We start from the raw sequence: 19,120 nt of genomic DNA on the forward strand, positions 1-19,120 counted from the left end.
CTACCTACCCACCCTTACCAAGGACCCTCGCCACCCATGCTGTACAAGTTCAAATCCCGCGCCACCGCCGACGTCATCATGCTGGAGGCCAACGGCCGCCAGCTGCTGCAGATCATGGGCAAGGGCACCGACCCGCACGGCATCGTCACTGCCGCGCAGATCCCCGCCGCGCTCCAGGCACTGGAAGCCGCCGTCGCAGCCGACGACGCCAAGGGTCGGTCCGATGCCGGCGAGGCGCCGGGCAGTGAGGACGACGATGCGGGCGAGCGCCCCGACACCGTGCGCCTGCGCCAGCGCGCGGCGCCGATCATCGACATGCTCCAACGCAGCGCCGCGGAAGGGCACGACGTGGTCTGGTGAACCAGGCCGGACCGGCGCTGCGGCAGGCCGCCATGAGGCCGGGCACGCGGGCGTCGGCCGCGGCACGCAAGTCCCTCCTGGCGGAGGAAGTGAAGGCCAGGATCGGGGCCGGCATGCCGGATTTTTCAGGCGAGAACGTTTCGAATTTCCGCAGCGCGGCACCCGTGGTGCCGATCGGGCCGGCCCGACCTTAAAAGTTCTGAATCCTGCTTCAGCGCGGCGTGGAAAGCGTGAATTTCAGGACCCGGGCACCTACAGTTCGAGTCCGAAGCCAGGGGTCGAGCGACCGTGACGCGAGACCCGGGCCCAGCGCCCCACCGTGGGCACCATATCCTGCGTTCTCACCGCTTTTCATGTTGACTCTCGTTCCGCGCGGCATCCGCAACCACAATCCCGGCAACATCGTGCGCAACCACATTGGCTGGCGCGGCATGGCCGAGGACCAGTCGGCCGACGCCCGGTTCGTGGTGTTCTGCGAGCCGTACTGGGGCCTGCGCGCCATGGCCCTGCTGCTGCGCAACTACCAGGCCAAGTACCAGCTGTGCACCATCGACGGCATCATCCGCCGCTGGGCAGCCTGCGGCGAGTGCGACCCCTGCGACTACGTGCGGCAGGTCGCCGGCAGCCTGGACATCAGCCCGCACGCCTTCATCTGCCTGAACGCCGCGACCCTGCCGCCGGTCATGCGCACCATCGTGCAGCTGGAAAACGGCATGCAGCCCTATCCGGATGGGTTGATCGCCCGGGCGGTCAGCGCGTACTGAACGCCCAACGGGAGGCGTGCGGCCGCGCCACCGCGGCTCAATCCACCTTTGCGCCCGACGCCTTCACCACCTGCGCCCACTTGCGGTGTTCGCTGTCGATGTGTTTGGCGAAGTCGGCCGGCGAGTTGCCGCCGGGGATCGCGCCCTGCGCCAGCAGGCGCTCCTTGACGGCCGGGGTGGCCAGGGCCTTGGCGGTTTCCTGCTGGATGCGGGCCACGATCTCGGGCGGGGTCCCGGCGGGGGCGAGCAGGCCGAACCACGAGCTGGCCTCGTAGCCCTTGAGATCCGGGCCGCCGACCTCTTCGACCGTGGGTACATCGGGCAGGGCGGGCGAGCGGTGGGCGCTGGTCACGGCCAGGGCCTTGAGCTTGCCGGCCTTGATCTGCGCCATGGAAGACGGCAGGTTGTCGAACATCACGTCCATGTTGCCGCCCACCAGGTCCAGCAGCGCGGGGCCGGAGCCGCGGTAGGGCATGTGCAGCATGTAGGTGCCGGTCATGCTCTTGAAGAGTTCTCCGGCCAGGTGGATCGAGGTGCCATTGCCGCTCGATGCCATGTTCAGCTGGCCGGGGTGGGCCTTGGCGTAGCGGATGAAGTCGGGCACCGACTGGATGCCCAGCGTGCGCGCCTTGTCGGCGTTGATCTCCATCACGTTGGGCACGGCCGCCACCAGGGTGATGGGCACGAAGTCCTTGATGGGGTCGTACGGCAGCTTGCTGTACAGCGCGCGGTTGATGCCGTGCGTGCCGACCGTGCCCATCAGCAGCGTGTAGCCGTCGGCCGGCGACTTGGCGACCACTTCGGCGCCGATGTTGCCGCCAGCGCCCCCGCGGTTGTCCACGATGAACTGCTGGCCGAAGGCGCGGCCCAGCTCGGGCGCCACGGCGCGCGCCAGGATGTCGGTGGTGCCGCCGGGGGCGAACGGCACGACGATGCGCACCGGCTTGGTGGGCCACGCGCCGGACTGGGCATGGGCGCCGGGCATGGCATTCCAAAGGCCGGCGGCCAGCAGCAGGGAGGCGAGCGCCAGCGCACGGCGGCGCGGCGTGGCAAAGGGCTGGCGAAGGGTCTTGGACGGGGTGGCGGAAAAGCGCATGGGGATCGGTCCTTGGGGCTGGCTGGTCAATCCCTCGTTGTAGGCCCCGCTGCGCGGGCCGGGCAGAGGGATGACCCGTAGGCCGGAGCGCGTTCCACGCCTCGCAAATGAGCGCCCCAAGAAAAAACCGCCCGGGGCGCAAGGCCAGGGGCGGTCGGAGGCGATGCGCGGGCGCTGCGTGTGGCGCAGTACCCGGTCGGTCAGCCGGTCCGTTGGATCAGTCGGCGTAGGTGCCGGCGGCCTTGATGATGGGGCCCCACTTGTCGATCTCGGCCTGCACGAACTTCTTGTGCTCGGCGGGTTCGACGCGCTGGTCGGCCGCCACCACGGCGCCCAGGCCTTCCTGCTTCTTGATGAAGTCGGGGTCTTTCAGCGCGGCCTTCAGGGCGTCGTTGAGCTTCTTGAGCACGTCGGCGGGCGTGCCCTTGGGCGCGTACAGGCCGTGCCAGATCGTGACCTGGAAGTCCTTGACGCCGGATTCGGCCAGCGTGGGCAGGTCCTTGAGGGATGGCGTGGTGAGGCGCTTGGGCGTGGTGACCGCGTAGGCCTTGACCTTCTTGGCCTCGATCTGCGAGGTGGTGTTGGTGGTCTGGTCGCACAGCAGGTCGATCTGGCCACCGATCAGGTCGGTGATGGCGGGTGCCGTGCCCTTGTAGGGCACGGGGGTCATCTCGACCTTGATCGCGCTCTGGTACAGCAGGCCGCACAGGTGGGACGCGGCGCCCAGGCCCGCATGGCCCAGGTTGATCTTGCCCTTGTTCTGCTCGATCCAGGTGGCCAGTTCCTTGTAGTTGTTGGCGGGCAGCGTGGGGCGGGCGATGAGCGTCATGGGCACGTCGTTCACGACGCCCAGGTATTCAAAGTCGTTGGGCACGCTGAACGGCAGCTTGCGGTACAGCGCCGGCATGGTGGCCATGGCGATGTGGTTGAGCAGCAGGGTATAGCCGTCGGCACTGGCGCGCGCCACCTTGGCGGTGCCGATGCTGCTGCCTGCGCCCGCGGCGTTGTCGATCACCACGCTCACCCCACCCAGCGGCTTGCGCATGGCCTCCGCCAGATCGCGTGCCACGCGGTCGGTCGGGCCGCCGGCGGCGAAAGGAACGACGATCGTGACCGTCTTGTCCTTGGAGGGAAAACCCTGCGCCTGCGCGCCGAAAGCGGCGGCCACGGCAACGGCCACCAGTGCGGTCTTGAATGTAGTTTTCATGAGGTTCCTTTGAAAAGACGCGCCATGATAGCCACCGGTTTTTACACCGCCATCAAGGTAATTACTTAGCAGTAACGTGTAGGGGTTTAAAGATTTATAGGCCTGCAGCGCTTGTCTGTATTGGTTTTTAAGCTATTAATATGGGAGCGGCGGGTGCGGCGATGCAGTGGGCGGCTGCCGGGCTCATCGATAGCTGCGTGCGTCCTCGATCACACGGCCGTCGTTGGGCAGCGTGCCGGGGGCCACCATCTCGACCTCGCCGCGCAGCTTGGTCTGCTCGCGCATCGCCTCGGCCAATTGCACGGCCAGGCCGGCGGCGGTCTCGGTGGTTTCCACGCGCAGCAGCATCTGGTCGCTGGCCATCTCGCCGCTCACCACCAGGCGCGCGCGCAGCACCTGCGGAAAGCGCCGCACGATGTCGGCCACCTGGCCGGGGTGTACGAACATGCCGCGCACCTTGGTGGTCTGATCGGCCCGGCCCATCCAGCCCTGGATGCGGGTGTTGGTGCGGCCGGTGGGGCAGGTGCCGGGCAGCACGGCCGAGAGGTCACCCGTGCCGAAGCGGATCAGCGGGTAGTCGGGGTTGAGCGTGGTCACCACCAGTTCGCCCACCTCGCCTTCGGGCACCGGGTCGCCGGTGCCGGGCCGCACGATCTCCACGATCACGCCCTCGTCCAGCACCAGGCCTTCGCGCGCGGTGGTTTCGTAAGCGATCAGGCCCAGGTCGGCCGTGGCATAGCACTGGTAGCCGGCCACGCCGCGCCCGGCCAGCCAGTCGCGCAGCGAGGGCGGAAACGCCTCGCCCGAGACCAGGGCCTTGCCCACGCTGGGCAGCGGCGTGCCCAGCTCGGCCGCCTTGTCCAGCAGGATCTTGAGAAAGCTCGGCGTGCCGATGTAGCCCGCGGGTTTCAGTTCGGCCATGGCCTGCACCTGCTGCTCGGTCTGGCCCGTGCCGCCCGGGAACACGGAGCAGCCCAGCGCATGGGCGCCGGTCTCCATCATCGAGCCGGCGGGCACGAAGTGGTAGCTGAAGCTGTTGTGGATCAGCTCGCCGGGCCGAAAGCCGGCGGCGTGGATGGCGCGCGCCATGCGCCAGTAGTCGCGCCGCGTGCCCTCCGGTTCGTACAGCGTGCCGGGGCTGGCGAACACGCGCGGCATGGCGGCGCCGAACGACAGCGCGCTGAATCCGCCGAACACGTTGGTGGCACGGCCGGCCTGCTGGCGCGCGAGCAGCTCGTGCTTGCGCGTGACCGGCAAGGTGGCCAGCGCCTGGCGCGTGGCGATGCCCGCCGGGTCGATGCCCTGCAGGATGCCGGCGAACGCGGGCGAGGCCCGCTGCGCATGCGCCACCTGCGCGGGCAGCGCGGCCATCAATGCGCTTTCGCGGGCTTCGGGCGGGCGGGTTTCGAGGTCGTCGTAGAAAACGCTCATGGATATACCTCCGGGGTGCACGTTCTGGGCGTGCTGGGGATGGGAGACAGGCAAATGGTGGGCTGGACTGCGCCGCGCGGTCGCGGCGCGCCGGATTCGCGGTGGACCTAGGCCAGCCAGCGCTTGCGGCGCTTGTAGCTCTTGACGTCCTTGAAGCTCTTGCGCTCGCCGCCGCCGACACCCAGGTAGAACTCCTTCACGTCCTCGTTGTTGGCCAGGTCGCTCGCCGCGCCGTCCATCACCACGCGGCCGCTTTCCATGATGTAGCCGTAGTCCGAGTATTTGAGCGCCATGTTGGTGTTCTGCTCGGCCAGCAGGAAGGTCACCTTTTCCTTGGTGTTGAGGTCCTTCACGATGTTGAAGACCTCCTCCACGATCTGCGGCGCCAGGCCCATCGAGGGCTCATCGAGCAGCACCATGCTGGGGTTGGCCATGAGCGCGCGGCCGATGGCGCACATCTGCTGCTCGCCGCCCGAGGTGTAGGCGGCCTGCGAGGTGCGGCGGGTCTTCAGGCGCGGGAAGTACGCGTACACCTTCTCCAGGTTGGCCGCGATCTCGGCGCGGCTGGTGCGGGTGTACGAGCCCGTCATCAGGTTCTCTTCGATGGTGAGGTGGGCGAAGCAGTGGCGCCCCTCCATCACCTGCACCACGCCGCGCTGCACGAGGTCGGCGGGCGAGAGGTTCTCGATGCGCTCGCCCCGCAGCTCGATGCTGCCCTTGGTGACCGCGCCGCGCTCGCCCTGCAGCAGGTTGGAGATGGCGCGCAGCGTGGTGGTCTTGCCCGCGCCGTTGCCACCCAGGATGGCGACGATGCCGCCTTCGGGCACCTGCAGCGAGACGCCCTTGAGCACGAGGATCACGTGGTTGTAGATGACCTCGATGCCGTTGACGTTCAGGACGATGTTTCTGGGTTCCATGGTGTTGCCTTCGCTGTGCCAATCGAAAGCGCTGCGGTGCAACGCTTTCGATTGGCGGCTGTGAACACAGCCTCAAAAAACCGGCGCGCCCCACGCCAGCAGACGCCGCGCAAGGGCCGCCCGCGGCGCTGGCGTCGTCCCCCTTCCGCTTCGCACAGCGAAGCCAGAGAAGGGGGAAGCCGCGCAGCGGCTCAGGGGGTTGTCCTTAGCTCTGGCAGTCGGCCGCATCCCGCCGCGTCATCTTCTTGTCGGCCAGGTACTTGTCGGAGCCGGCCTTGATCATGGGCTTCAGGATCTGCTCGTCGGCCTGGTACCAGTCGGAGGAGAAGTCCCACTTCTTGCCGTCCCAGGTGTGCACGCGCGACCAGGTGGAGCCCATGTGGTCGGAGCAGCTCGTGGACAGCGGCCGCATGATCCCGTTGAAGCCCAGCGCGTCGAGCTTCTTCTGATCGAGCGCGAGGTTCTCCATGCCCCAGCGCACCTGCTCGCCGGTCATGACCTTGCCCTTGCCGAAGCGTTCCTGCGCGCGGCGCACGGCCTCGACGGCCAGCATCTGGATGATCACGCCGCGCGTGTACAGCACCGATCCCACCTCGTCCTTCGGCCCCGTGCCCTGGCCCTTGTCGTGCACGTTCTTCAGGATGTCCTGGATCACCTTGGACTGCGTGCCATAGCCGTTCAGCGCCAGCGCGTGGTAGCCCTTGGCGCCTTCGCCCACGTCGCGCACATCCGGCTCGGCGCCGGCCCACCACACGCCATAGAGCTTGTCGCGCGGGAAGCCCGTGGCCTGCGCTTCCTTCAGGGCGGTGGAGTTCATCACGCCCCAGCCCCACAGCAGCACGTAGTCGGGGCGGCTCTGGCGCACCTGCAGCCAGGTGGCCTTCTGCTCCACGCCGGGGGCGGTCACCGGCAGCATCTGCAGCTCGAAGCCGTGCATCCTGGCGCGCTCCTGCAGCACGGGAATGGGCTCCTTGCCGAACGGGCTGTCGTGGTAGACCAGCGCGATCTTCTTGCCCTTGAGCTTGTCCAGCCCGCCGGCCTGCTTGCCGATGTGCTGGATCAGGATGTCGGCGCCCGTCCAGTAGCTGCCCATGAAGGGGAAGTTCCACTTGAAGGCCATGCCGTCCTGCGCGACCGACAGGCCGTAGCCCAGCGTCATCAGCGGGATCTTGTCCACCGGGGCTTTTTCGGTCAGCGCGAAGGTGATGCCGGTGGCCTGCGGATCGAACAGCGCCACGCCGGGGCGGCCCTTCAGGCGCTCGTAGCACTCCACGCCGCGGTCGGTGGCGTAGCCGGTCTCGCATTCCTCGAACGTGAGCTTGACGCCGTTCACGCCGCCGTCGCGCGCGTTGATCATCTTGATGTAGTCCTGCTTGCCGTTGGCCCACGGCACGCCGTTGGGCGCATACGGCCCCGTGCGGTACGACAGCAGCGGAAAGAACTGCTCCTTGGCCTGCGCGACGGCGCTGGTCTCCACGGAAACACTGCCTGCCGCCACGAGGGCGGCGATCACGAGTTTCGAAAGCTTCATTTGTCTCTCCTTGGAAATTGAATGGATTGAAGCGCGGGGGGGAACCGGGTGGATCAGTGTGGGAAGGGCCACAGGCGCAGCTTTTGCTTGGCCGTGGACCACAGCTTGGCCAGGCCGTGCGGCTCGACGATGAGGAACCACACGATGAGCGCGCCGAAGATCATCAGCTCGGCGTGCGACACGCCGGCCGTGGAGATGTGGATGCCGAACAGGCCCATCAGCGCGGGCAGGAACTGGTTGAGCACGATGGGCAGCACCACGATGAAGGCCGCGCCGAAGAAGCCGCCCATGATCGAGCCCAGCCCGCCGATGATCACCATGAACAGCAGCCGGAACGACACCTCCACCGAGAACGCCGCAGGCTCCCACGCGCCCAGGTGCACGAAGGCCCACAGCGCGCCGGCCATGCCCACGATGAACGAGCTGACGGCGAAGGCGCTGAGCTTGGCGTACATGGGGCGGATGCCGATCACCGCGGCGGCCACGTCCATGTCGCGGATGGCCATCCACTCGCGGCCCACCGCGCCGCGCACCAGGTTCTTGGCCAGCAGCGCCACCACCACGAGCAGGGCGAGGCAAAAGAGGTACTTGGACTGCGCGCTCTCGATGGGCATACCGAACACCTGCAGTCCGTTGACCGACACCGAGCCCGAGTCGGAGTTGTTGGTGAACCACTTGATGCGCAGGAACATCCAGTCGCTGAAGAACTGCGCCGCCAGCGTGGCCACCGCCAGGTACAGGCCCTTCACGCGCAGGCTGGGCAGGCCGAAGAGGATGCCGAAGAACGTGGCGCACAGCCCGCCCAGCACGATGGCCGGAATGAGCGGCAGGCCCGGCACGCGCACGAAGAAGTTGTAGGCCCCGTAAGCGCCCACGGCCATGAAGGCCCCCGAGCCCAGCGAGATCTGCCCGCAGTAGCCCACGAGGATGTTCACGCCCAGCGCGGCCATGGACATGATGACCAGCGGGATCAGGATGGCGCGGAAGAAATAGTCGCTCGCCAGCATCGGCACGGCGATGAAGGCCACGGCCAGCAGCACCACCATGGCGATGCGGTCCTGCGCGATGGGAAAGATCTGCTGGTCGGCGCGGTAGCTGGTCTTGAACTGGCCGTTTTCGCGGTAGAGCATGGCGTGTCTCCTGTGTTCTTGTGATGGGTCAGGCGCGATCGATGATCTTTTGCACGGGGGCGCACCTGCGGTGCCACGCGGCGCCTTCGGCCCCGCTGACAACGTGCGGTGCGCGTTGTGCCTCCTTCGAAAAATTATTGGTCGCGTACTTCATACGCGATCAATAATTTTTTCTCCGAACAAGCCCTGGGGCCTGAAGAGGAGAAAGACCAGCGCCAGCACGTACGCGAACCAGATCTCGATGCCGCCGCCCACGAACGGGCCCAGGTACACCTCGGAGAGCTTCTCGCCCACGCCGATGATCAGCCCGCCGATGATGGCGCCCGGCACCGAGGTGAGGCCGCCCAGGATCACCACCGGCAGCGCGCGCAGCGCCACCGTGGTGAGCGAGAACTGCACGCCCAGCTTGCTGCCCCAGATCATTCCGGCCACCAGCGCCACCACGCCCGCCACACACCACACGATCACCCAGATGCGGTTGAGCGGGATGCCGATGGACTGCGCCGCCTGGTGGTCGTCGGCCACGGCGCGCAGCGCGCGGCCGGTGGAGGTCTTCTGAAAGAAGATGCTCAGCAGGATCACCAGCCCCGCGGCGATGGCGGCGGCGATCACGTCTTCCTTGTTGATGAGCACGCCGCCCTCGAACATCGACTCGAGGGCGAAGATCGGCTCCTTGGGCATGCCGATGTCGATCTTGTAGATGTCGCTGCCGAACATCGTCTGGCCCAGGCCTTCGAGGAAGTAGGTGATGCCCAGCGTGGCCATGAGCAGCGTGGCGCCTTCCTGGTTGACCAGGTGGCGCAGCACCAGCCGCTCGATGCACCAGGCCACCACGAACATGAGCGCGCCGGCCAGGACGAAGGCCGCGATGCCGGCCAGCAGCCGGCTGTCGATGCCGGTCCATTGGGGAATCCATTCGGACAGCCGGGCCATCGCGAGCGCCGCGAACAGCACCATCGCGCCCTGCGCGAAGTTGAAGACGCCCGAGGCCTTGTAGATCAGCACGAAGCCCAGGGCCACCAGCGAATACAGCATGCCCGCCATCAGGCCGCCGATCAGGGTTTCGAGAAAGAAAGCCATGGTGTGTGTTCTCCGGTCAGTGCGAGGTGCCGAGATAGGCGCTGATCACGTCGTCGTTGCTGCGCACTTCGTCGGGCGTGCCATCGCCGATCTTCTTGCCGTAGTCGAGCACGACCACGCGGTCGGAGATGTCCATCACCACGCCCATGTCGTGCTCGATGAGCACGATGGTGGTGCCGAACTCGTCGTTCACATCGAGGATGAAGCGGCACATGTCCTGCTTTTCCTCCACGTTCATGCCGGCCATGGGTTCGTCCAGCAGCAGCACCTGCGGCTCCATCGCCAGGGCCCGGCCCAGGTCCACGCGCTTTTGCAGGCCGTAGGGCAGCTGGCCCACGGGCGTCTTGCGCCAGGCCTGGATCTCCAGGAAATCGATGATGCGTTCGACGAACGCGCGGTGGCGCATCTCCTCGCGCTCGGCCGGGCCGATGCGCAGCGCCTGCAGGAAGAGGTTGCTCTTGATCTTGAGGTTGCGCCCCGACATGATGTTGTCGATCACGCTCATGCCCTTGAACAGCGCCAGGTTCTGGAAGGTGCGCGCCACGCCCATCTCGGCCACCTGGCGCGAGTTCATGTGCGAGAACGTCTTGCCCCGGAAGGTGATGGAGCCGTCCTGCGGCGCGTAGACGCCGTTGATGCAGTTGAGCATCGAGCTCTTGCCCGCGCCGTTGGGGCCGATGATGGCGCGGATCTCGTGCTCGCGCACGTTGAACGAGATGTCGGTGAGCGCTTTCACGCCCCCGAACCGCAGGCTGATGTTCTGGACGTCGAGGATGACGTCGCCGATCTTCTTGGTGGTCATGGTGGGGTCTTGCGGCGTTGCGGTCAGGCGGCCTGCTTCGTCGGGGCGAAGGTCCGGGCGTCGTCGAGCTTGAGCGTGGCGCTCACGCTGCCCGTGCGGCCGTCCTCGAACTTGACCTGCGTCTCGATGAACTGTTCGGTGCGGCCGGCGTACAGCGCCTCCACCAGCGTGCCGTACTTGTCGGCGATGAAGCCGCGGCGGACCTTGTTGGTGCGCGTGAGCTCGCCGTCGTCCGCATCCAGTTCCTTGTGCAGCACGAGAAAGCGGCTGATCTGGCTGCCCGCCAGCAGCGCATCGCCCGCGAGGTCGGCGTTCACCTTCTCCACGCAGTCGCGGATCAGCTCGTACACCTCGGGCTTTTGCGCCAGGTCGGTGTAGCCCGCGTAGGGCAGGTTGCGGCGCTCGGCCCAGTTGCCCACGGCGTCGAAGTCGATGTTGACCATGGCGCACACCTTCTCGCGCCGGTCGCCCAGGGCCACGGCCTCCTTGATGTACGGAAAGAACTTGAGCTTGTTCTCCACGTACTTGGGCGCGAACATGGCGCCGTCGTTGGCGCCGCCCTGGATGCGGCCCACGTCCTTCACGCGGTCGATGATCTTGAGGTGGCCGTGCGCATCGAGAAAGCCCGCATCGCTCGTGCGATACCAGCCATCGGCCGTGAGCACCTCGGCCGTGGCGGTGGGGTTCTTGTAGTACTCCTTGAGCAGGCCGGCGGACTTGACGAGGATCTCGCCGTTGTCGGCCACCTGGATCTGCACGCCGCGGATCGGCACGCCCACGGTGTCGGCGCGCGCCTGATTGTCGGGCTGCAGGCACACGAACACCGCCGTCTCGGTGGAGCCGTACAGCTGCTTCAAGTTGATGCCGATCGAGCGGTAGAAGGTGAACAGGTCCGGCCCGATGGCCTCGCCGGCCGTGTAGGCCACCCGCACGCGCGAAAAGCCCAGGTTGTTGCGCAGCGGCCCATAGACCAGCAGGTCGCCCAGCGCGTACTTGATGCGGTCCAGCAGGCCCACGGGCTGGCCGTCCATGCGCGCCGGGCCCACGCGGCGGGCCACCGCCATGCAGGCGTGGAACATCTTGCGCTTGAGCGCGCCCGCGTCTTCCATGCGGATCATCACGCTGGTGAGCAGGCCCTCGAAGATGCGCGGCGGGGCGAAGTAGTAGGTGGGGCCGACCTCCTTCAGGTCGATGGAGACGGTGCCGGCCGACTCGGGGCAGTTCACCACGTAGCCGCAGGCCAGCCACTGCGAGTAGCTGAAGATGTTCTGCCCGATCCACGCGGGCGGCAGGTAGGCCAGCACCTCCTCGGCCGACGTCAGGCGGTCGAACTCGGCGCCGGCCTGCGCGCGGTCGAGCAAGGTGGCGTGCGTGTGCACCACGCCCTTGGGGTTGCCCGTGGTGCCCGAGGTGAAGAACATGGCCGCCACGTCGCCGGGCTGCACCCGGTCGACCTGCGCGCGGAACCAGCCGGGGTTCTGCGCCACGAAGGCGGTGCCGGCCTCGACCAGGGCATCGAGCGACGCCAGGCCCGGCTCGCTGTAGTTGCGCAGGCCGCGCGGATCGTCGAAATACAGGTGCGACAGGGCGGGGCACTGCGCGCGGATCTCCAGCAGCTTGTCCACCTGCTCCTGGTCTTCCACCACGCAAAAGCGCACCTCGGCGTTGTTCAGGGGGTAGATGCATTCGGCGGCCACCGCATCCTGGTACAGCGGCACGGGAATGGCACCCAGCGACTGCGCCGCGAGCATGGTGGCATACAGGCGCGGGCGGTTGGCGCCCACCACCACCAGGTGCTCGCCCGCGTGCAGCCCGGCCTGGTGCAGGCCGGCGCACAGCGTCTCCACCATGGCGGCCAGGCCCGACCAGGTGTGGGTCTGCCAGATGCCGTATTCCTTTTCGCGCAGCGCCGCGTCGGTGGGCCGTTCGGCGGCGTGCCGCAGCAGCAGTTGGGGGAAGGTGGTCGTCATGCCTGTTCCTACCGGTGGTGTCCGCCGAGGCTGCTGGCGGGGTGCGCAGCCATGCAAGGGAGATGCAACGGATGGTAGGAACCGCTTTGACGTCTTCTTGTCTTGCCGACGACAATTTGCGGGAAACTCCTGACGGGTGTAACCCTGCCCGTGGCGGGTCCAGGGGGAAAGGGCGCCGCTGCAGGACCGCCACGGCAGGGCGGTATCCTTGCCGCCATGTACGCCCCGTTTTTCGGCCTGGAGCACGCGCCGTTTTCCATCGCCCCCGACCCGCGCTATCTGTTCATGAGCGACCGCCACCGCGAGGCGCTGGCGCACCTGCTCTACGGCCTGGACGCCGGTGGCGGCTTCGTGCTGCTGACGGGCGAGATCGGCACCGGCAAGACCACGGTGTGCCGGTGCTTCCTGGAGCAGATCCCGGCGCACTGCAACGTGGCCTACATCTTCAATCCGCGGCTCACGGTGGGCGAGCTGCTGCGCTCCATCTGCGACGAGTTCGGCGTGGCGCACACCCCGGCGGTGCCGGGCTCCGAGACGGTCAAGGACTGCATCGACCCGTTGAATGCCTTCCTGCTGCAGGCCCATGCGGCGGGCCGCAACAACGTGCTCATCATCGACGAGGCGCAGAACCTCTCGGCCGATGTGCTGGAGCAGTTGCGCCTGCTCACCAACCTGGAAACCAGCGAGCGCAAGCTGTTGCAGATCATCCTGATCGGCCAGCCCGAGCTGCGCGGCATGATCGCCGGCCCGTCGCTGGAGCAACTGGCCCAGCGCGTGATCGCGCGCTTTCACCTCGATGCCCTGAGCGCCGAGGAAACCCGCCAGTACATCGCCCACCGCATGGCCGTGGCGGGCCTGCAGGGCGCGTTGCCTTTCACGGCGCGCGCCCTGCAGCGCGTGCATGCCCTGGCGCGCGGCGTGCCCCGGCGCATCAACCTGCTGTGCGACCGGGCGCTGCTCGGCGCCTATGCCGGCGGCGTGCGCGAGGTGAACGAGGCCATCGTGGACCAGGCCGCGCGCGAGGTGTTCGATGCCGCGCCTGCCGCCCGCACGGGCGCCGCGCGGGCGCCGCGCTGGGCGGTGGCGGGGGCCGGCGCCCTCGCCGGTGCGGCGGCCGTCGCGTGCGCGGGCTGGGCGCTGGGCTGGTGGCCGCCCACGGGCGCTGCGGTGGCGGGCCCGGGCCCGGGGCCGGTGGTGGCGGCCGGGCCGGCGTCCTCCGTGGTGCCACCGGTGGCCTCCCACGCGGCCTCCCTGCCCGCCGCCTCGGCCGCGGCCACCGTGCCCTCTTCGGCGCTGCAAGGCTTCCTGGCCCTGCAGCCCGAGGGCGAGCACGACGCCTGGCGCGCGCTGGCCGCGGCCTGGGGCGCCCCGTCCGCGCCCGGAGCCGATGCCTGCGCGGGCCTGGCTTCCCAGGGCCTGCGCTGCTTTCGCCAGCGCCGCACGGCGCTGGGCCTCGTGCGCCAGCTCGACCGGCCGGGCGTGATCACGCTGTTCACGGCGGACGAGCGCCCGGTGGCCGTCGTGATGTCCCGGCTGGACGGCGCCGTGGCCACGCTGTCGGGCGCGGGGCGCACGCTGCAGGTGCCCCTGGCCGATCTGGCGCAGGCCTGGCGCGGCGAGTTCGCCACGCTGTGGCGTGCGCCGCCGGGCCTGCAGGACGGCAGCGATCTGGCCGACCAGCCCGCCACGCTGGCGTGGCTGGACGCCCAGTTGCCGCCCGCGGCCGATGCCGCCGCCGCGCGCAGCGCCCCGCGGGCGGAAGCCGCGCAGCGCCGCGCCCGCATCCAGCGCTTCCAGGTCGCGCAGGGCCTGGTGCCCGATGGCCGCGCCGGACCGCTGACCCTGATGCTGCTCAACCGCGCCGCGGGCGTGGCCGAGCCGCGGCTGAGCACTGCAAATTAGCCCATGCCAGGCCTTCTCCGCACTTTGATGTCCCCGCCCGGCGGGCACCGCCCCACGCACTTTTTTCCATCCTATGTCCTACATCCTTGACGCCCTGCGGCGCGCCGAAGCCGAACGCGGCCGCGGCGCCGTGCCAGGCCTGCACACGCCGGCCGTGCCGGCGCCGGGCGCCCCGTCTGTGGCCGAACCGGCGCGCACTGGCGCCCTGCCGTGGTTGCCGGTGCTGGCGGCCGGCGTGGCCGTCGCCGGTGCGGCGGCGGGTGCGTCCTGGTGGTTCGCGCACCGCACGGCGGTGCCGTCCGAGCCGGTGCGGCTGGCGGCCGCGCCCGCGTCCAGCCCTGCAGGCCCGGTGGCCGCCCCAGCCGCTGCGGTGACGGCGCCCTTGCCTGCGCCGGCCCCCGCACCCGCCGAAGCACCCGCCCGCACCCGCGTGGCCCCGTTGCCGGCGCCAGCCCCTGCTCCGGCGCTGCGGCCGGAGCGTGTGGCCCCGGTCGCCGTGCCTTCGGCGGCAGTGGCACCTGCACCGGCGGTGCCGGCAGCCCCTGCGCCCGAACGCGCCGCCGAGCGCGCAGCGTCCGCCCCCCTGTCGCGCGCTTCGGCCGCGGCAGCGGCCACCGCGCGCCTGCTGCCGCCGGCCCAGGCTCCGGCTGCACCCGCCGTGGCGCCGCCCGCCCAGGCCTCGGCCCAGCCCGTCGTGGCGCAGCGCGATCTGCCGCCGTCCGTGCGCGAGCAATTGCCGGCCATGCAGTTCAGCGGCGCCACCTATTCGGCCAACCCGGCCTACCGCATGGCCATCGTCAATGGGCAGGTGCTGCACGAGGGCGACCAGGCCGCGCCGGGCGTGGTGCTGGAGAAGATCGAGCCGTCCGGCACGGTGTGGGCATTCCGGGGCTACCGCTACGCCGTGCCGTCGCAGTGAAGGCGAAGCCAAGGGCGAAGTCGAGGGCGCAGCGGATGCGCTGGTACAGGCCAAAACAGGCCCATGCCGGCGGATTGCATGCCTGTATTGCTATATATTTAATAGCAAATGATTCGTCCACCGCGTTCTGATGATCGCGGGCCGGCGACCGCTGTGCGGCTCAGCGGATGAACCGGCCGTCCCGCCCCACGAGGGTCAGCTCGACGAAGCGCGAGGCGCTGCGTTCCGGGCCGGTGGCGTTCACTTCGAAGCCGCCCAGGTCCCAGTTCTTGAGGCTCCAGGTGGCGTCCACGAAGGCGGCGCGCGACGGGTTGCGGCCCGCGCGCTGCAGGGCCTGGGCGAACACGCGGGCGTTGATGTAGCCCTCCAGCGCCAGGTGCGAGGGCTCGGCCGTGGCGCCCACGGCTTTCCAGGCGGCCTGGAATTCGCGCACCACCGGCACCACCACATTGGTGGGCAGCGGCACGACCTGCGAGATGGTGAGCCCGACGGCATCCGGTCCCAGGGCCTTGACGGCGGCCGAGGTGCCCATCACGGACGTGGCATACAGCGCGGTGCCGCGCCGAAGGCTCCGGAAGGCTTTCACGAACTCCAGCGCCGGCTTGCCGGCCAGGCCGATCAGCACCGCCTCGGGGTTGCCGTCGGCCACCTGGCGCGCCGTGGCGCCGGCGTTCGACGCATCGCTTTCGACGGTGCCGGACAGCGGTTCGCCCAGCTTCAGCCGGGCCATGGCGTCGCGGGCGGCGTTGAACACCTCCTTGCCGAAGGCGTTGTTCTGGTAGGCCACGGCGATGCGCCGGATGCCCAGCGTGGAGAAGTGCTGGACCAGCTTGTCGGCCTCTTCGGCGTAGGTGGCGCGCACGTTGAACACGCTGCGCGCGCCCTTCACGCGGCTGAGCGTGGCGCCGGTGAACGGGGCGAAGAACGGCATGCCCGAGGGCAACACCTTGGGCAGCATGGCCTCGACCATGGGCGTGCCCATGCAGTTGAAGAGCGCGAACTGCTCGCGGTCGGCGAGGAATTTGTCCACGTTGGCCAGCGCGCGGGGGATGTCGTAGCCGTCGTCCAGCGTGGTGAGTTCGATCGCCTGGCCCTGCACGCCGCCCTGGGCGTTGATGGCGGCGAAGGCGGCCTTGGCGCCCTGGTGCATGGCCGAGCCCAGGTCGCCCAGCGGCCCGGTGAGCGCGGTGGACTGCGCGATGCGCAGCGCCGTGCCCTGTGCGCGCGCCGGCGCGGCGCCGATCCAGGGCAGGGCCAGCGCGGCCGCCCCCGCGAGCAGGCGGCGGCGCGCGGCGGGCGAGGCCGGCGTGGCGGACGGGGCGAAGCAGGGGGCCTGTTGGAATAGTTCTGGCATGGTGTCTCCGTGGCCTTTGGGCGGATCATCGGCGCGAGCGGGCCGATTCTTTGTCGTCCCGGCAACAGTCCGCGTCGTGGTATTCCCGCAATCGCCCAGCGGCCTTCCTGCGCCATGCTCGCAGTCCATGAACGATGACCTTTCGCTGCACCAGCGCCGCCGCCTGCCGTCCCAGGTGGAGCTGGACGGCATTCCCTGGCTGGCGCTGCTGTCCGCGCCCGAGCGCGAGCGCGCCGTGGCCGCGCTGCTGGTGGGCGATGCGAAGGTGGGCGACTACGTGTGCCGCGTGGGCCGGCCGGTGACCTACTGGTTCGGCGTGGTGGAGGGGCTGCTCAAGATGAGCACCGACAACGCCCAGGGCCAGACGATGACCTTCACCGGCGTGCCCCCGGGCGGGTGGTTCGGCGAGGGCACGGCGGTCAAGCGCGAGCCCTACCGCTACAACATCCAGGCGCTGCGCAAGAGCGTGGTGGCGGGCCTGCCCATCGACACCTTCCACTGGCTGCTGGACCACTCCATCGGCTTCAACCGGTTCGTGATGAACCAGCTCAACGAGCGGCTGGGCCAGTTCATCGCCGCGCGCGAGATCGACCGGCTGGGCAACCCCGACGTGCGCGTGGCGCGCAGCCTGGCGGCGCTGTTCAATCCGGTGCTCTACCCGGGCGTGCGCGAGGTGCTGCGCATCACGCAGCAGGAGCTGGCGTACCTGGTGGGGCTGTCGCGCCAGCGCGTGAACGAGGCGCTGGCCGAGCTGCAGGCGCAGGGCGCGATCTGCGTGGAATACGGCGGGCTGCGGGTGCTGGACCTGCCCGCGCTGCGCGAGAGCGTGTTCGCCGCGCAGGCCGAAGCGCCCGTGCGGCGCGCCATCCGGGCGCCGGGGTCGCCGGACGCCCAGGCGGTCATGCGCGGCTGACGGGCGCTGCCAATTCGGGGGTGCGCGTCAGGCGGAAGGTGCCCACCATGTCCGTGAGCCGGCCAGCCTGGTCCTTGAGGCTGCCGGCGGCCGCGCTGCTTTCTTCCACCAGCGCGGCGTTCTGCTGCGTCATGGTCTCCAGCGCGCCCACCGACTGGCTCACTTCGGCGATGCGGTCGCTCTGCTCGCGGGCGGATGCGGTGATCTCGGCCATGATGCCCGAGACCTGTTGCACCGACTGCACCAGTTCGCCGATGGTGGCGCCCGCGTGGCCCACCAACGTGGTGCCTTCCTGCACCTGATTGGCGCTGGCCAGGATCAGCGCCTTGATCTCGCGCGCGGCGTCGGCCGAGCGCCCCGCCAGCGCGCGCACCTCGCCGGCCACCACCGCGAAGCCGCGGCCCTGTTCCCCCGCGCGCGCGGCTTCGACCGCGGCATTGAGGGCCAGGATGTTGGTCTGGAAGGCGATGCCGTCGATCACGCTGATGATGTCCGCGATCTTGCGCGAGCTGGCGCTGATCACGTCCATGGTGCGCACCACCTGCGAGACGACCTCGCCGCCGCGCTCGGCCACCTGCGAGGCGGCGGCGGTCATCTGGTTGGCCTGGCGCGCGGCGTCGGCGCTTTGCTGCACGGTGTGCGTCAGGTCCTCCAGCGCCGATGCGGCCTGCTGCAGGTTGCCCGAGGTCTGCTCGGTGCGCTGGCTCAGGTCGAGGTTGCCCGAGGCCACTTCGGAGCTGGCCAGCAGGATCGAATCCGCCGTGGTGCCGATGCCGCCCACCAGCGAGCGCAGCTGCTCCTGCATGGCGGCGATGGCGTCCAGCAGCCGGCCGGTTTCGTCCTGGATGCGCACTTCCACGCGCGAGGTGAGGTCGCCGCGCGCGATGCGTTCGGCCACCACCACCGCCCGTCCGATGGGCTGGGTGATGCTGGCCGTGGTGCGCCAGGCGATCAGCGCGCCCAGCACGATGGCCAGCGCGACCAGCCCGCCGCCGATGGCGCGGGCCCGGTTTTCCATGCGCGACGCGCCGGCCGCGGCCTCGGTGTTGAGGGTGTTCTGCAGCTGCACCAGTTCGGCCAGCTTGTCGCGCCAGGCGGCTTCGGCAGGGGCCACGCGCGTCATGAGCGAGAGCGTGGCGCTCACGGTGTCACCGTCGGAGATGGCCTTGAGCGCCGTGTCCAGCTCGGGGCGGGTCTTGCGGGCCAGGGCCTGGATGTCGGTCTGCAGCTGGCGTTCGGCTGGCGTGGCGCCGGAGTCGAGCAGCGTGGCCAGCTCGGTCTCCTGCGCCGCGTAGCGCTGTAGTGCCTGGCCGACGCGGCGGGTCTGCTCGTCCGCGCTCTTGGGATCGACCTCGCCGAGCATGGCGGCCGAGCGCCCCTGGATGCCGATGGCGCTCACGTTCTCCAGCATGCTGTTGACCAGCCGCATCTTGGCGGCGCTGGCGCCGGTCATCTGCTGCATCTGCTGGTTGACCTCGTTCAGCGAGGCGTGCGCCACGAAGGCCACCGCGATGAGCAGCGCCAGCATGCAGCCGAACCCCAGGAAAAGACGGCGGGAGATGGAGAGGGTCTTGAAGAACGAAGCGGTCTGCATGGTGTTTTCCGTGGCCGATGGCCTTTGAACGAAATGCACAGCAAAAGCAGTGCCAGTGATCGGTGTGCGGCGCCGTCCGGGCAGTGGCCGCATTCGCAATGGGTGTTACATATGAAAGACCCAACAGGGAGTATCTGCCTCTAAAGTGCC

The 19,120-nt window shown here is 69.1% G+C and carries 16 protein-coding genes; 5 read left to right on the top strand and 11 right to left on the bottom strand.

The window, feature by feature from the left end; all coding sequences use genetic code 11:
- The first annotated feature begins 36 nt into the window (after window positions 1–36).
- Together AVTE2539_RS25895 and AVTE2539_RS25900 are read left to right on the top strand one after the other, a co-directional pair.
- Window positions 37–360, top strand: a complete 324-nt coding sequence (locus AVTE2539_RS25895) for a DUF1840 domain-containing protein (protein WP_284415164.1) — start codon at window positions 37–39, stop codon at window positions 358–360.
- 353 nt (window positions 361–713) lie between these two features.
- Complete coding sequence (locus AVTE2539_RS25900; protein WP_284415166.1) at window positions 714–1,124, top strand: structural protein P5; 411 nt, start codon at window positions 714–716, stop codon at window positions 1,122–1,124.
- A gap of 37 nt (window positions 1,125–1,161) precedes the next feature.
- Here AVTE2539_RS25900 and AVTE2539_RS25905 read toward each other — a convergent pair whose 3' ends face one another.
- The 9 genes from AVTE2539_RS25905 to AVTE2539_RS25945 form a co-directional block, all read right to left on the bottom strand.
- Window positions 1,162–2,220, bottom strand: coding sequence for a Bug family tripartite tricarboxylate transporter substrate binding protein (locus tag AVTE2539_RS25905; RefSeq protein ID WP_502868988.1), 1,059 nt, complete (start codon window positions 2,218–2,220; stop codon window positions 1,162–1,164).
- Window positions 2,221–2,437: 217 nt separating this feature from the next.
- On the bottom strand, window positions 2,438–3,427 hold the full coding sequence (locus AVTE2539_RS25910; protein ID WP_284401408.1) for a tripartite tricarboxylate transporter substrate-binding protein: 990 nt from the start codon (window positions 3,425–3,427) through the stop codon (window positions 2,438–2,440).
- Window positions 3,428–3,610: 183 nt separating this feature from the next.
- Window positions 3,611–4,858 (bottom strand): phenylacetate--CoA ligase family protein, encoded by a 1,248-nt coding sequence (locus AVTE2539_RS25915; RefSeq protein ID WP_272567046.1) that lies wholly within the window; start codon window positions 4,856–4,858, stop codon window positions 3,611–3,613.
- Between the two features lie 107 nt (window positions 4,859–4,965).
- Window positions 4,966–5,775 (bottom strand): ABC transporter ATP-binding protein, encoded by an 810-nt coding sequence (locus AVTE2539_RS25920; protein WP_272567047.1) that lies wholly within the window; start codon window positions 5,773–5,775, stop codon window positions 4,966–4,968.
- A 205-nt stretch (window positions 5,776–5,980) separates the two neighbouring features.
- Window positions 5,981–7,306, bottom strand: coding sequence for an ABC transporter substrate-binding protein (locus tag AVTE2539_RS25925; protein WP_284415169.1), 1,326 nt, complete (start codon window positions 7,304–7,306; stop codon window positions 5,981–5,983).
- Window positions 7,307–7,359: 53 nt separating this feature from the next.
- A complete protein-coding gene (locus tag AVTE2539_RS25930) occupies window positions 7,360–8,436 on the bottom strand; it encodes a branched-chain amino acid ABC transporter permease (protein WP_272567051.1) in 1,077 nt (358 codons plus the stop codon).
- 150 nt (window positions 8,437–8,586) lie between these two features.
- A complete protein-coding gene (locus AVTE2539_RS25935; RefSeq protein WP_272567053.1) occupies window positions 8,587–9,516 on the bottom strand; it encodes a branched-chain amino acid ABC transporter permease in 930 nt (309 codons plus the stop codon).
- Between the two features lie 16 nt (window positions 9,517–9,532).
- Window positions 9,533–10,318, bottom strand: a complete 786-nt coding sequence (locus tag AVTE2539_RS25940; RefSeq protein WP_284401399.1) for an ABC transporter ATP-binding protein — start codon at window positions 10,316–10,318, stop codon at window positions 9,533–9,535.
- 23 nt (window positions 10,319–10,341) lie between these two features.
- Window positions 10,342–12,288, bottom strand: coding sequence for an AMP-dependent synthetase/ligase (locus AVTE2539_RS25945; RefSeq protein ID WP_284415171.1), 1,947 nt, complete (start codon window positions 12,286–12,288; stop codon window positions 10,342–10,344).
- A gap of 216 nt (window positions 12,289–12,504) precedes the next feature.
- Here AVTE2539_RS25945 and AVTE2539_RS25950 point away from each other — a divergent pair, with 216 nt between their 5' ends.
- Window positions 12,505–14,190 (top strand): ExeA family protein, encoded by a 1,686-nt coding sequence (locus tag AVTE2539_RS25950; RefSeq protein WP_284415174.1) that lies wholly within the window; start codon window positions 12,505–12,507, stop codon window positions 14,188–14,190.
- A gap of 73 nt (window positions 14,191–14,263) precedes the next feature.
- Window positions 14,264–15,109 (top strand): general secretion pathway protein GspB, encoded by an 846-nt coding sequence (locus tag AVTE2539_RS25955; protein ID WP_284415176.1) that lies wholly within the window; start codon window positions 14,264–14,266, stop codon window positions 15,107–15,109.
- Window positions 15,110–15,269: 160 nt separating this feature from the next.
- Here AVTE2539_RS25955 and AVTE2539_RS25960 read toward each other — a convergent pair whose 3' ends face one another.
- Window positions 15,270–16,463 carry an ABC transporter substrate-binding protein gene (locus AVTE2539_RS25960; protein ID WP_284415179.1) on the bottom strand — a complete coding sequence of 398 codons (1,194 nt, stop codon included), beginning with the start codon at window positions 16,461–16,463 and terminating at the stop codon, window positions 15,270–15,272.
- A gap of 127 nt (window positions 16,464–16,590) precedes the next feature.
- Between AVTE2539_RS25960 and AVTE2539_RS25965 the strand changes: the two genes are divergently transcribed.
- Window positions 16,591–17,376 carry a Crp/Fnr family transcriptional regulator gene (locus tag AVTE2539_RS25965; RefSeq protein WP_284415181.1) on the top strand — a complete coding sequence of 262 codons (786 nt, stop codon included), beginning with the start codon at window positions 16,591–16,593 and terminating at the stop codon, window positions 17,374–17,376.
- On the opposite strand, the gene AVTE2539_RS25970 is transcribed toward AVTE2539_RS25965, so the two are convergent.
- Window positions 17,363–18,970 (bottom strand): methyl-accepting chemotaxis protein, encoded by a 1,608-nt coding sequence (locus AVTE2539_RS25970; RefSeq protein WP_284415183.1) that lies wholly within the window; start codon window positions 18,968–18,970, stop codon window positions 17,363–17,365. The two genes, AVTE2539_RS25965 and AVTE2539_RS25970, sit on opposite strands and share 14 nt — an antisense overlap.
- Window positions 18,971–19,120: the final 150 nt, after the last annotated feature.

The organism is Acidovorax sp. SUPP2539, assembly GCF_030158975.1.
Classification (GTDB): domain Bacteria; phylum Pseudomonadota; class Gammaproteobacteria; order Burkholderiales; family Burkholderiaceae_C; genus Paracidovorax.

Coding starts and splice junctions, on each gene's coding strand:
- AVTE2539_RS25895 (WP_284415164.1), top strand. CDS start 37: ATGCTGTACAAGTTCAAATCCCGCGCCACCGCCGACGTCATCATGCTG.
- AVTE2539_RS25900 (WP_284415166.1), top strand. CDS start 714: ATGTTGACTCTCGTTCCGCGCGGCATCCGCAACCACAATCCCGGCAAC.
- AVTE2539_RS25905 (WP_502868988.1), bottom strand. CDS start 2,220: ATGCGCTTTTCCGCCACCCCGTCCAAGACCCTTCGCCAGCCCTTTGCC.
- AVTE2539_RS25910 (WP_284401408.1), bottom strand. CDS start 3,427: ATGAAAACTACATTCAAGACCGCACTGGTGGCCGTTGCCGTGGCCGCC.
- AVTE2539_RS25915 (WP_272567046.1), bottom strand. CDS start 4,858: ATGAGCGTTTTCTACGACGACCTCGAAACCCGCCCGCCCGAAGCCCGC.
- AVTE2539_RS25920 (WP_272567047.1), bottom strand. CDS start 5,775: ATGGAACCCAGAAACATCGTCCTGAACGTCAACGGCATCGAGGTCATC.
- AVTE2539_RS25925 (WP_284415169.1), bottom strand. CDS start 7,306: ATGAAGCTTTCGAAACTCGTGATCGCCGCCCTCGTGGCGGCAGGCAGT.
- AVTE2539_RS25930 (WP_272567051.1), bottom strand. CDS start 8,436: ATGCTCTACCGCGAAAACGGCCAGTTCAAGACCAGCTACCGCGCCGAC.
- AVTE2539_RS25935 (WP_272567053.1), bottom strand. CDS start 9,516: ATGGCTTTCTTTCTCGAAACCCTGATCGGCGGCCTGATGGCGGGCATG.
- AVTE2539_RS25940 (WP_284401399.1), bottom strand. CDS start 10,318: ATGACCACCAAGAAGATCGGCGACGTCATCCTCGACGTCCAGAACATC.
- AVTE2539_RS25945 (WP_284415171.1), bottom strand. CDS start 12,288: ATGACGACCACCTTCCCCCAACTGCTGCTGCGGCACGCCGCCGAACGG.
- AVTE2539_RS25950 (WP_284415174.1), top strand. CDS start 12,505: ATGTACGCCCCGTTTTTCGGCCTGGAGCACGCGCCGTTTTCCATCGCC.
- AVTE2539_RS25955 (WP_284415176.1), top strand. CDS start 14,264: ATGTCCTACATCCTTGACGCCCTGCGGCGCGCCGAAGCCGAACGCGGC.
- AVTE2539_RS25960 (WP_284415179.1), bottom strand. CDS start 16,463: ATGCCAGAACTATTCCAACAGGCCCCCTGCTTCGCCCCGTCCGCCACG.
- AVTE2539_RS25965 (WP_284415181.1), top strand. CDS start 16,591: ATGAACGATGACCTTTCGCTGCACCAGCGCCGCCGCCTGCCGTCCCAG.
- AVTE2539_RS25970 (WP_284415183.1), bottom strand. CDS start 18,970: ATGCAGACCGCTTCGTTCTTCAAGACCCTCTCCATCTCCCGCCGTCTT.